This is a genomic window from Methylotuvimicrobium buryatense (genome assembly GCF_005931095.1).
GTDB classification, from domain to species: domain Bacteria; phylum Pseudomonadota; class Gammaproteobacteria; order Methylococcales; family Methylomonadaceae; genus Methylotuvimicrobium; species Methylotuvimicrobium buryatense.
Genome location: NZ_CP035467.1, coordinates 2,459,589 through 2,472,478 on the forward strand (window position 1 = coordinate 2,459,589; position 12,890 = coordinate 2,472,478).

The 12,890-nt window shown below is 47.5% G+C and carries 9 protein-coding genes; 3 read left to right on the forward strand and 6 right to left on the reverse strand.

The genetic code is table 11. The annotated features are described in order from the left end of the window. Positions 1 to 343 precede the first annotated feature (343 nt). The 5 genes from EQU24_RS11020 to EQU24_RS11045 all read right to left on the reverse strand — a co-directional run bounded on the left by EQU24_RS11020 (position 344) and on the right by EQU24_RS11045 (position 4,874). Positions 344 to 1,216 carry a pirin family protein gene (locus tag EQU24_RS11020; RefSeq protein WP_026130022.1) on the reverse strand — a complete coding sequence of 291 codons (873 nt, stop codon included), beginning with the start codon at positions 1,214 to 1,216 and terminating at the stop codon, positions 344 to 346. Positions 1,217 to 1,386: 170 nt separating this feature from the next. Then, complete coding sequence (locus EQU24_RS11025; protein ID WP_017839453.1) at positions 1,387 to 2,727, reverse strand: sigma-54-dependent transcriptional regulator; 1,341 nt, start codon at positions 2,725 to 2,727, stop codon at positions 1,387 to 1,389. Between the two features lie 99 nt (positions 2,728 to 2,826). Beyond that, the gene (locus EQU24_RS11030; protein ID WP_017839452.1) at positions 2,827 to 3,984 is read right to left on the reverse strand and encodes a lytic transglycosylase domain-containing protein; all 1,158 of its coding nucleotides are present in this window, start codon (positions 3,982 to 3,984) and stop codon (positions 2,827 to 2,829) included. Positions 3,985 to 4,151: 167 nt separating this feature from the next. Continuing rightward, positions 4,152 to 4,364 carry a DUF2905 domain-containing protein gene (locus tag EQU24_RS11040; RefSeq protein ID WP_017839451.1) on the reverse strand — a complete coding sequence of 71 codons (213 nt, stop codon included), beginning with the start codon at positions 4,362 to 4,364 and terminating at the stop codon, positions 4,152 to 4,154. Positions 4,365 to 4,400: 36 nt separating this feature from the next. Then, entirely contained in the window at positions 4,401 to 4,874 is a 474-nt protein-coding gene (locus EQU24_RS11045) for a Crp/Fnr family transcriptional regulator (protein ID WP_017839450.1), read from the reverse strand. A gap of 785 nt (positions 4,875 to 5,659) precedes the next feature. Here EQU24_RS11045 and EQU24_RS11050 point away from each other — a divergent pair. The 3 genes from EQU24_RS11050 (at position 5,660) to EQU24_RS11060 (ending at position 10,868) form a co-directional block, all read left to right on the forward strand. Then, entirely contained in the window at positions 5,660 to 9,109 is a 3,450-nt protein-coding gene (locus EQU24_RS11050) for a PPi-type phosphoenolpyruvate carboxykinase family protein (protein ID WP_017839449.1), read from the forward strand. A gap of 477 nt (positions 9,110 to 9,586) precedes the next feature. After that, positions 9,587 to 9,853, forward strand: a complete 267-nt coding sequence (locus EQU24_RS11055) for a hypothetical protein (RefSeq protein ID WP_017839448.1) — start codon at positions 9,587 to 9,589, stop codon at positions 9,851 to 9,853. Positions 9,854 to 10,142: 289 nt separating this feature from the next. After that, positions 10,143 to 10,868, forward strand: a complete 726-nt coding sequence (locus EQU24_RS11060) for a YecA/YgfB family protein (RefSeq protein ID WP_175421681.1) — start codon at positions 10,143 to 10,145, stop codon at positions 10,866 to 10,868. A gap of 900 nt (positions 10,869 to 11,768) precedes the next feature. Here the strand turns inward: EQU24_RS11060 and hypE are convergent. Further along, the gene (gene hypE, locus EQU24_RS11065; protein WP_026130021.1) at positions 11,769 to 12,794 is read right to left on the reverse strand and encodes a hydrogenase expression/formation protein HypE; all 1,026 of its coding nucleotides are present in this window, start codon (positions 12,792 to 12,794) and stop codon (positions 11,769 to 11,771) included. Positions 12,795 to 12,890 lie beyond the last annotated feature (96 nt).

The window sequence follows — 12,890 nt, forward strand, 5'->3', positions numbered from 1 at the left end:
AGGGTACGTTGAGCGTACCTGATGTCGGCACAAGGCAACATATGAAGGCGCGTTAAGCTACGGGTGGGACTGCTGTGGTCACTGCCATTAAGTTATAAGCCATCACAGAAATAAGTAATGCTTGCATTTAGGCTCTACTGTGCCTAAAAAGCTTGCCATCCATGGTACTGGATTCCGCCAGTCCATGGCGGAATGACGGGCTTCCCTAAACTTTATGGCAGTGGACTGCTGTGGTACGCACAGCGTACGTAGTAGTAATTTCAACTATTAACGCGAACATAGCCTTAATAAAGCCGAACGGGATAATGCGGATTAGACCACCCCGTTCGTCGAATGGTAGGTCTCAACCGGATGCGGGAATCCTACCGAATTTGCCCGCCCGGTAATCGGCTAAAGCCTGTTGAAGTTCGTTTTCGCTGTTCATTACGAACGGCCCGTAGCCGACGACCGGCTCGTCGATCGGTTCTCCCGCGAGTAAAAGCACCTTTGCGTCATCGCCTGTTTCGAAGCCGAGATAATCGCCAGCACGATCCAATACGACCAGTTGGGCCGCTTCAGCGACAAGGTCGTTATTGATTTTGATTTTGCCATGCAATACGACCAGTATGGTATTCCAGCCATTAGGTACGCTTATTTTGGTTTGCCCCGAATTTAGGCGCATGTCCAGAACGGTCATCGGCGAAAACGTCCGCGCCGGCCCAACCGTATCGGCATGACTTCCGGCAATGACCCGAATCGTCCCGGCTTTGTCCGGCAATTCGACTTCCGGAATCGACCGGCTCAAGATGGCCTGATAGTTGGGCCGAGTCATTTTGTACTCGGCCGGCAGATTGACCCAAAGCTGAACCATTTCGAGCATCCCGCCCGTTTGAGTAAAGCTTTCGGAGTGAAATTCTTCATGCAGGATTCCCGAGCCAGCGGTCATCCATTGAACATCGCCGGGCCCGATTACGCCGCCCTGCCCGGTCGAATCCTTGTGCGCCACCTCGCCTTGATAAACCAGCGTGACGGTTTCGAAACCCCGATGCGGATGTTCGCCGACTCCGCGCGGTTTATCGGCGCCGGCAAAATATTCGGGGCCCGCATAATCGAGAAGCAAAAACGGACTGACTCTATCGGTTTGCCCGGAACCGTAGGTAAACAAGGACCGTACCGGAAAACCGTCACCTACCCAGTGTCTCGATGGTGCGCTTTGAATAGCCAAAATTTTTTTCATCGCTTGCTCCTGATGTAATTGATTGACGTAAACCGCATATTTTTCGCACTTCAAATTTCGGCAGTGTCTAAGAAGGCGTCGGGCTGCTCGGCAACTGCTGGAAAGGTTTGGTGGCTCGATTGACAGATATCGGCGGCAGGACAGATTTTGCTCCTCGGCAATTGCTGGTTTTAGTAGGCTTTTTTAGTACTGATGCGGTGTTTTTCCATCTTTCTGTAAAGTGTCATTCTCGAGCATTGCAACTGTTCGGCGGCTTTACTTTTATTCCAATTTGCAGCATTTAAAGCGGCCAATAGATGCTCACGTTCAAGGTCATCTAGACCTGAAAACGCTTTAGACACTTTGTTGCCGCAAATCGGTTCCGGTAAATCTTCTCTGGAAATTCGTTCATGGGGAGAGTCTATAAAGACGGTTTCTAAGACGTTTTTTAATTCACGTATATTCCCCGGCCAATGATAATCGAATAAAGCCTCTAAGGCTTCTACACTTAAGCCGAGCAGATTTAACCCAAATTGCTGATTGAATTGGTTGAGGTAAAAATTGAGTAATTCCGGAATATCTTCTTTGCGTTCCCGTAAAGGGGGTAAATGAACTCGGGCGACATTGAGACGAAAATAAAGATCGTCCCTAAATTCTTTTGCCAACATCATTTTTTCCAAATGCCGATTAGTGGCCGCGATAATTCGAATATTGAGTGCAACGCTTTGCTTAGCGCCTAACGGATAAACCTCTTTGCTTTCCAGAACGCGGAGTATTTTAGCTTGCGCGTATGGGCTCATATCCCCGATTTCGTCGAAAAAGACCGTCCCCCCATCCGCCATTTTTAATTTTCCCGCATATGCGGTTTGCGCGCCGGTGAAAGCCCCTTTTTCGTAACCGAATAATTCGCTTTCCAATAAACTATCGGGTAAGGCCGCGCAATTAATCGCGATGAAGGGTTTATGCGAGCGTTGACTATAAGTGTGAATAAATTTAGCAACGAGCTCCTTTCCGGTTCCCGTTTCTCCGGTAACCAGCACATGACTGTCGACATGAGCGACTTTTTGCAAATAGGTTTTTACCTTTTGCATCGAATGACTACTTCCGACGAAAGGGTGATGAAGGGCCGAATTTAAAGCCTGGGCGCTAGAAACCGTTGAGGCCCGGGGGCTTAACAATTTAGTGATCGAATCAATCAAGTCTCGATCGGAAAACGGATATTCAAAATAATCCTTAATTCCTATGCGTAATGCCGAAATCGCAAGCCTTTCAGATCCTTGCGTTGTGACCAAGATAACCGGAAATCTTCGGTCTCTTTCATGAAAGGATTTAACAATAGCCAGCGTATCGACACCGTCCTGGCATGGAGATTCGAGGATCAGTAATTGCGGATTCGATGTTTGAAAGTATTTCAACGCTTCCTGACAAGTCTTAGCTTCGACCAATTCGACTGCTTGATGATGTAAGACGGTCTGTATCGATTGCTTTAGCTCATAACTCTGAACGGCAAATAAAATCGTTGGTTTATTCATCGAACTCCCCATACTTATCGCAATAAACAGCGTGAGAAATATATATACTTCGAGCCTATTGATTAGAATAGTAGCTGAATTTACGACTATCGACAGGACTTAAAAGTCGCTTGTCAGGCCTGGAATGCCGATACGTTGAATCCGCACGGCATTACTGCCTTCTTGGTAAGCCGGAAGCGAGCCTTCCTGTCGCCAAAGTCTAAAAGCAAGCGCGTAGGACAATACTCGAATCGGATAATCCCTCGGCAAATGCTGAAGATAAGGCTGAATTGTCGTGAAGTCGGTGACGCCGTATTTTTGCATGATAAAACGTAGACCGCCGTTGGCCGGACCTATGTTGTAGGCCAATAGCCCTAACAACAAATCGCCTTGCATTTCGTCCAAATAATATTTAAAGGTTGCGGCCGCAAGGTGGGCATTATAACGATCGTCGATAATCGAAAGCTTTTGTCCGGAGAAATGTTTTTGCGCTTCGTTTTCGACGATTTTCGGCACCCGGGTAATTTGAAATAATCCACGGCCGCCATCCGAACTATTCCGAGGGAGAAAAGAAGATTCCGCCGCCGCAATGCCCAACAATAGATCGGGATCGATATGGAAACGCCGCGCGGCGTCCTGAACAAGGGGGCTGTATTTTTCTCCTCGAGCCACCATTTGCTGCATTGCGCCGACCCCTTGACGGCGATATGCGGCATAAACCTGATGCGCAAGCGTTACCCTGCGCACTTCTTGCTTTCCGCCGACCAGCATACGAAAATGATCGAAAGCTATCGCAAATTGATCATTCATGATCATTTTTCCGGAGCCGACAGCTAAAATCACTGAAAACACGGGCATTAACATCACGGCTCTACCCTGTAAGCTTCGCCGAAGCTTCCACCAAATCAAGAACAAAAACGAAGCGAATAGAATTAAAACCAATACCCCTACAGCAAACGGCAAAAGACTGGTAAGAAATTGAGTTCCAGTAAAGTGTTCTGCCGAATAGCCTAGCAGCACGATAATCGCTGATACAAGCGTAATGCTTAAACCGGTCAATTCAATAGCCGCCAACATTAATTTATGCTTGAAGCTATCCGGAAATCTGACGTTTTTTTTCTTAGCTGATTTAGCGGAGCGACGAGCTTTTGGCTTAGGCTGTCGGCGCGTATTATTTTTTGGCTTGTTACGCTTTGATTTTATACTTCGCGCGGTCATATTTTCGGGTTTTATGGCAATGCTATTTTGTTCGGTAGCAAGGCGCGAAAACAGGCGCATAGCAAGCTATGTAACTGTTTTCGCAAAGCTTCCGCTCCTGCTCACGCCCCTTACCTACATCCATGTAGGTAACGCAGCTACCGGACAAAAGAGCGCGTTAGCTTACCAGAAAATGTGGCCGCGCGAAGTATATAGTGGAAGTAGTCAACGATTAGGAAACAAACAAATCATTTTAGCGATGAAAATAGATTGATTAGAATGCTCAGAACAAGACTGATAACAATCATCGACGTGATCGGAATGAAAATGGATCGTCTTTCATCAACGATTTTGATATCGCCCGGCAAATTACCGAACCAACTGATCAATCCGGGCGCGTAACTAATGAGCAAGCCTAATACCAATAAAAAACCGCCAATCATTATCAATAATTTGCCCATAATTTACCTCATCATGAACTCAATCGAAAAACCCGTTTACAAATGCCGCTCGATATCATGCGCTCTTAGCCCCCAAGCCAAAAGGTTTTCAATGCGGTGATTGGCACTTTTCATGCGTTCAGTCAAAATAACGAATAATTTTTTATAAAACAAATAACCGAGATCGGGATGCTTCTCAAAATACGCATTTAATTTATCACCGACAATTTCCCAAGCACAACCTTCGGAAATTGCCGTAACGGTCGCAGTCCGCCGGTGAATCTCATGAAGACAGCTTTCTCCGAAAATATCGCCTTCCTTAAGATCGCAAAATCCGGCCTGAAGTTGTTTCTTTTGCTCTAGGCCAACCTGTCCGGTTACCCGCAAGTTGCCCTTTTCAATCACAAATAAGGTATTGCCGATATCGCCCTCTTTCACCAACACATCCTGTGCCTTGAATGCATGACGAAACCATGCCTCACCTTCTTTGAATTCAGGGTCGGCTAAAATTTCTTTAAGCGTTTGATTCACTGATATACCTACTAATAGTGTATTGATTATGTCTATGATTATAAGATTAACGAAAGTAATCCACCAACAAAAACCGGGAAATCGATCTGTTACGCATATTGATAAAACCGGCCGATGAGACAAATGGGCATTTTTCGGTGATACTATTAATTCGTCCCTGGAATACGAATGCTACGGACTCATACGTCATTATGCAATCTTGTTTAGCGTATTAATCTTTGGCAATATTCGTCAAAGCATCAAGATAGCAGGCTTTTCTTCGCTGCTTCCTAAATTACCTGAATGGATAAACAGTCTATCAGGTTTCATTTTCCGCTTGCCACATGCAGATAGTGGTCGGGAGCTAAATCTTCTTGCCTAATTAATTTAGTCAAAATCGACATCGATTCAATTCTTTTTTATTTTTCAATAATCGTATAACCTATTCTTCAAATACTCGAAACGGCCGAAACTTAATTTAGGAAACGATTGACTTCCAGTCTTATCGGATTCGTCGAAAAGCTAAGGAACGAGCATGAAATAACTTAAACAACGGTTGGAAGGGGATTTGGTGGCTCGATTGACAGGTGTCGGCGGCAGGGATAGCCGCCGTCAAGCCTACCCGGACGTATTCACGGCGTCCTGTCAAGCGAGTCACCAAACCGCCACAAAGCCTACTACTTGTATAAGTTATTTTGTGCATATTCCTAAACGGTTTATTAATTTTTATCCAGAAACCGCCTGCACTCGAGATTAAATCGTGCCGCCTCGAACACAGCTAGACTGAAACCTTGCCGGAGCCGACCATGACCTTATCAACCGCACCCATCCAAAATAGTCCGAGTAGCACCGAAGAGCACGAAGGGCTACAGCATATCAATCTGAAACTAGCCGCACTGAATCAACCCACTTGCGAAGCCGAAGGTGATCGGCAATATCTAAAAATCGCCGATAGCCTGTTAAAGAATTATTCGCAGCAACGCCGCCTGTTGGCCAATTACCGTTGCCCAGCGGATCAACGGATACAAGACTTTTTAAACGCTTACCTCATCGAAAATAACGTCGACGTTTCGGTTCAGTTACCCGGCGAAACATTCATTCTCGAGCAAAAAGGTCAAGCCCGGGAATTATCGCTGCCTTATCGCCATAACGAGTTTCACTCCGCTTATGTCGACTCCTATCGTGTTTTACAAGGCGTCTTGCATAATCCTCAAAACGATCGGCGGACAACTAAAGGGGTCTTTCATATAGTTGCAGGCGGACTTCCCGTGCCGGGCGATAAAAGCGAAGTACCCGTCAACGCCTATGCCGCGTTATTACAACACGCGTTGACTCCACCAAGCGATCTACTTCGCTTGCCTTTCACAAGCCTACAAAATAAGCCGGCCACGCTTTGGGTCTCGTTATTATTGAGACCCATCGTTCGTCCTGCAATCGAACCGATAAGCCCGGTCAAAACCATGGAAACCCGTTTTTTCGCACCGGGCGGATTGGTCGCTAACTTGGATTTCGTCGAATCGATCTTCGGCAATGCCGGCGATCCTTTCCTACCTGAGAACGATGCGGCACTCGATATCGAACATTGGACAGGGCATACCGGTTGCATTATTTTAGCCCCGCATTTGGTGCATTGCCGGAAAAAAGATATCGGCCTCCCCCATTACGACGATGCTAGCGAACGCCAACGCAAGGACGGTATGTGCTGGCATCGTGAAGACGAACTTTACAACGACGGCAAACCGTTTAAATTGGTTTGTCGCAATATGCAAGGCGTCGTCGTCACCTTAATCGCCGACAATTATTTCGGTTACAGCAAAAAAGAGATCAAATCTCAAATCAGCTATTCGGCCAATCTCTTCGGCGACTGCGAGGAAGAACATGCAGGCGGCGCGTTGGCGTTTCCCAGAATGAATCTTGGCGACATTTATCTACCGCATGGCACCGATCTCGATCAACGCTATTCGTTCGATAAGCTATGCGAACAATTATCGCCGATGATTCAAAGGAAGGATGAAGGTTACGCCGTCGACAACAATTTTCCGGAGATCATATACATTCCGGCAGCAGCCGAGATCAATGTGCAGCAGCAACGAATCAATTGGCTGCAAAACGGCCGCCCACAATCGCTTAAACTGCTCGCTAAACACACTTACATCTATCCAAACGGTTTCAAGGTCCACATGGAACGCCATCCTCATGCGCCGAGCTGGCGTTTGGTCGGCACCCTACCCGAAGGGACATTTTGTCACAAGCCCAGCACGGTCTCCGGCGGCGGTAAATCGGAAATTTCCAAATCCATAGCCGGCGCCGTCATTTCCGGAACCATTTTCGTCGAAGACTTCGAAAAAGACATGGATATCGTCGAGACTATTTTCAAACACGATTATTCGACCCGTTTCCGCGACCCGGCCCGACACGGCAGCGATAAGCGCAGTTTGCTCAGCAATCAACGTACACTGGGTTCGGTCATCAAGCTATTGACACCTTCGATCACCGACTATTCCGATGCTTATAACGAATGGTTGGAGCAAATTCCCCAGCACATTTGGGCAATTGTGCTGATTATCAAACGCTTTTACCGTGAGGAATGGGGCAATAATTGGCGCGATCATTTTTCAGTAGATGTGGTTAATAGCTACCCCGGAAATGAGCTGAAATACCAAGGGCGCAAACTGATCGCCAGTTACCTACGAGTTGGCTTCGATTCGAACGGTGCTTGGCGCGTTTTCAAACTCCGCCAAGATTTTATCGCTTCGGCTAAAGTTCAAATGGAAGACGACATCAGCGCATCGACCGTTGTGCCTTCTGAAAAACTCACTGGGCTCGACCCCGATTATCAAAATTCTTCCGTAAAATTAGTCGAAAATTGCGAGCAAAGTTTTTTCCAGCGCCCCGACGATGCCGTCCATCGAGGCAGCGATTTACAAACCGAGCGTGATTTATCAGGAGGCAATAACTTTATCTCCAATTTTCAACCACTAACTACACAAGATGCACGCGATCTTATTGAAGATATCATTCACTTCGAAGAATTCAGCGAGCCGATGCGTAAATTGATCGAACGAGCTGCCGAAGGACAGGAGGACGAATTTTTCGTCTCATCGGCACATCCGAGATTGGTCGACGGCAAACCTAGCCAAAATGTGCGCTATCTGCAAATACGGCCCGATATCGCCGATCCGAGAATGCGTTATATTGCCGAAATATCGACTCGTTTGGCTAGAAGCCTCAATGCCGATCAAGCGGTTTACTTTCCGGTCAATGCGGTTCTTCCCGGGCGCCGCAACAACCCGCAGGACTTAGCTGCCGGCATCCGGCCTTTGGCAGTTTACAACCCCATCCATTATCAAGAGTTACCGGAACTGTTCATGGATTTTGTGTGCAGTCTAACCGGCAAATCTCCTTCCACGACGGGAGCCGGATCGGAAGGCGCATTGACCAAAGGGCCGTTCAATGCCTTGAGTACGACCGCCGATCTGAATACCGCGCTAGTCTCGTTTATTTTGTGCGGCTACGACGGCTTTTCGACCGCTGCCGGTTACATCGGAACTCAGCGTAGAATCGATCACGACATCAGTCTGCTGATTCCGGAAATCTGGTCGCGCTTGCCTGTTGCCGAGCGCGATGCGCGCTATCTGATAGCAAACGGCCATCTCGAAAAGCTGGAAGATTTCGAATACGAAGGCAGAACCGTGTATGCAAGCCGGCTCGGTTACCGGATAACCGAGCGTTTCGTGCATACCAACTTCGGTAAGGTCTTCGATTATCCGACAGCGGTATTCGACGAAGCGATGTTGAAACCTGAAACCCAAGATCTTGCCGCTTTTGTCGACGGCATCGATAACGTCTATGAAACGCAGCAACGGGTGGCTCTGATTTATTTCCAGGACGGCACGATAAACGATGCCTGTCCGCCTCTCAAAGCCCTTTTACATATCATGGCTTATGGACACTATGAAGGTAAAACCATCGACGACCCGGCGATTCGGGATTTATTTACACGAGACTCACTACTGGCAAGCGATTGGTATCGTGAGCGACTCTCCATCAAACACCAGCGCGATTTGGCCTTATGGCGGCGTCATCGCGACATAATTACAGAACGCTTAAACGAAACAGAAAACAGCGATCCATCCGAATATTCGAAACTGGAAGTGAAGCTTGAGAAAACTGAAACTATGCTTGCCGAATTAAGCCAAGCGGGTTATACGGAAAGTTTAATCGGCACGCTAGGCGCAGACTGGGTTCATCACTGAGGTTCAAGTCTTGGAGCTTAATTATACCTTTCGCACTTCAAATTTCGGCAGCGCCTGAGGAGGCACAGGGGTGCTCGGTCGATTTTTGCTCCTGCAAAATCGACATTCACGCCATCCATGGCGCTTGTAAAGGCTTTGCCAGCATGGAGCCTACAGGGACGTATTCACGGCGTCCTGTCGGGCGAGTGACCGCACCCTCAGCCACCGAGAACTTTCATTTGCCGGGGCGATGGCGGGGGCTTCATGAACGTTAGGCAAACGATTTTTTTGTATAAATGGTGTAAATATACCTATCTCACTTCAAATTTCGGCATTAGCGTATGGAGGCGTTGGGGTGTTCGGCAAAGGCTTTGGCAGCATGGATGCTGTCATAGAGCCTACATGGACGTATTCACGGCGTCTTTTGACGGGCACCCCGACGCCGAAATTTGACTAGCAAAGGGTATATATTCATCATTATTAAAAGGAGAAAAGTTTATGATTGGCACTGTTGTCGCGCTTGCAATTGCTTATTGGTATTATCGAGACGCCGAAGCTAAGGGACGCAATCCGTTAAAGACGGCAGCCTTGGGCTTTTTGTTTTACTTGATACCTGCGGTTTTGTGGACTTGGCTGGTAACGCCGAGCCTTCGAGATGCCGCTACCCACAACCCCACTGGTTTATACGTTTTCGTCTATAGCTACACCTACATATTGGTCGGAATTGCTTGTGCCGCTTGGGTAAAATGGAAACATTTCAATTAGAAAATATTGATATACCTTTCGCACTTCAAATTTCGGCAGTGCTAGAGTAGGCGCCTGGGTGTCCGACAAAGGCTTTGCCAGCATGGGGCTGGCATAGAGCCTACATGGACGTATTCACGGCGTCCTTTGGCGGACACCCAGGCGCCGAATTTTGATCTACGAAGGGTATATTTCCTTGAATGACTAAGCGATAACATCTTGAGCAGAAGCCAGTCCTTTACTCTCCGATAATCAAGAATCGGCCGGCTAAGTGCATAAGATGTCCGGCCCAAAATCCGCATCATACAAAATGATCAAACACAAGCTACTCGCTAAATTAATCGATGAATTAAACGGCATCGTTCCGGAAACCGATCATTTCAATATCTACGAACTGCGCGGATTTTTTTATGCAATTGCCATCACGCCGCCATCGATCCTACCCGAACAATGGGAAAACTGCCTTTTTTATCATCGTTCGCCCGATTTCGAGCTGAAGCACATCGAAAACCTGATGTCGGCTGCATTCGATGTATACGACGCTTACGTCCATTTGCGAGTCTCCGGGCAACTTAAGTTTCCATTCGATATTGAAAAACTCAGAGGAAAACAATTCGATTGGGTTCAACAGTGGTGTATCGGTTTTTGGACCGGATTAGCGCTCTGCAGGGAGTTTTGGTTAGGCGATGATGGTGATACCGCTAATGTCGACGCTTATTGGGACGATGTCGCACGAAACGCTAGCCTGTTTGAAGTTTTGATGACCCACGATTTTTCCAAGTTTCCGAATATCGAACAGATCAAAGCTAATTTCATAGAAGAAGGCATAGAACCGACCGATGACTGTTTATTAGCCCGGCTTTTCGTAATGATCCCCTCCTCGGTTGAAAATTTGCAACATGTCATCGACGATATTGAAGCCGAATTAGAGGAGCAAAAAACCTTGGGGCAAGCAACGTCTAAGCCGAAAATCGGCCGCAACGCCCCTTGTCCGTGCGGCAGCGGCAAAAAATTCAAGAATTGTTGTTTGTCTTGAAATGACCTTTCCTCCAGCAATTCCAATTTGGAGATCAAAAAGGGCATGTAGGGAAGAGAATTGAGTGCTTAATTAACTGTCCCAGTATCACAGATGAACTCAATGCGGTAATACAGCGTTTTCAAATCAGCAATTTCCAATTTGGAGATCAAAAAGGGTGTGGGGTATGCTTGGCGAGGATGTCGGCAGCTGGGAGCTGCCGACATCCTCGCTAGCCACACCCCATACCTTCATAAAGTTAGGCATTTTTTGAGTATAAAGAGAGTAATGATGACATAGGCTATTTATGGTAAGTAACTCAATTTAAATTGAAAACGCTGTATCTTCAAGTCCTTCATGATCTTCATGGTAAAAATAAACCTGATTAGCAAGATGCTTCAACTTGCCGAAGCCAACTGTCCGAGCAGTGACCAGTCGTAGCCACTTCTGCGGGACGGGTTATTTAACCCGTCCCCAACGTTTCGGTTTGCCCTAAACATTTCGGCTAACTTCGGCCAAAGTCAAAACGTTTAGAACGGGGTTGAAAACCCCGTCCTGCTAGGGATATGCTGGTTTTTGGGCTTTAGCTGAAGAAACTTGCTAATCAGGAAAATAAATGACATTTTTTGGAATCCGCACCCACTTAAAATCAATAACTGCATGCAAGAAGCATACCGAAAAGGGGCTGGCATAGCCAAAGATCTCTTAAGTTCACGCTGATCGCATCGAACGATGGCGAATTGACGTTGTCTTCGGATTGCCAAGTGCAATTCGATAAACCAAGCGCGCCAAGATTTCTCGCGAAAGATGAAATGATGAAATGGGGTCCGTTCAATTTCAGCAGCGAAAAATGACTTGGCGATTATTGCCTTCGATGGCCACGATTCACCCTGCGTCCTTGGCACTCACTAGTTCAAAGAACTAACATATCCGCGGCAGCGGGTCGTCTTCAAGCTCCTCTAATATCCGTTCTCCGCCTAACGCCGTCTCCAAAATCACTTGGGTTCTCCCGTCTTGAACTTCGCCGATAATCGCCGCTTCGCTACAGCCTGCGCCGCGCATTCGTTTAAGCGCTTCTTCGGCATCGCCCGCACCGACTACGGCCATTACCCTCCCTTCGCAGGCTAAATAATAAGGATCGTAACCTAAGATTTCGGCGACGGTTTTGACTTGTTCGTTAATCGGTATCGCCGTTTCGACCAGTTTGACCGTGCCGGCGACAGCCGAGGCCATTTCGTGCGCGACAGTCGCTATTCCGCCTCGGGTCGGGTCACGCATAAATCGTAACCCGGGCAAATCCAGCAATGCACGAGTCACCGGGAAAACACTCGCCGCGTCGGATTTTAACGTTCCGCTCAAGCCGAATTGCTCGCGGGCCAATAACACGGCACAACCATGATCGCCGGCAGTTCCGCTAAGCAAAATGCAATCGCCGGTCTGAATTTTATCAATACCCAGATTAATCGATCGATTACGCTGTCCGACCCCGGTTACGGCAAAATAAACGCCGCCGCCCTGCCCCCGGCGTAATACTTTGGTATCGCCGGCTACGATATCAACACCGCATTCTCGGCATGCTTCCGCCATACTGCGAATGAGTCGATCAAGCACGGCTATCTCCAAGCCTTCTTCGATAAATGCGTTGAGACTCAGGTAACGCGGCGTTGCACCTGCCACCGCTAAATCGTTCACGGTTCCATGGATCGCCAGGCTACCGATATTACCACCGGGAAATTCTAATGGATCGACCGTAAAACCGTCCGTCGTGATCATCAACTCAAAATCCGATTCGTCGAAAGGCATGGCAGCTGCATCGGCACGGGTATCGAGCCAGGCATTATCGAGGTATTTGGCGAATAAATGCTCGATCAATTCGCGCATGAAACGTCCGCCATTACCATGTGCAAGCGTAATGTAGGTATCGGAAAATGAATGTTCTGTTATCATGATGACTATAGTAAAACTCTTAGGCGGGTTTATTTTTTCAGGATGCGTAAGTCGTAAAGCCATTTAACAATCACGACTCTATTAACTGCTTTTGCC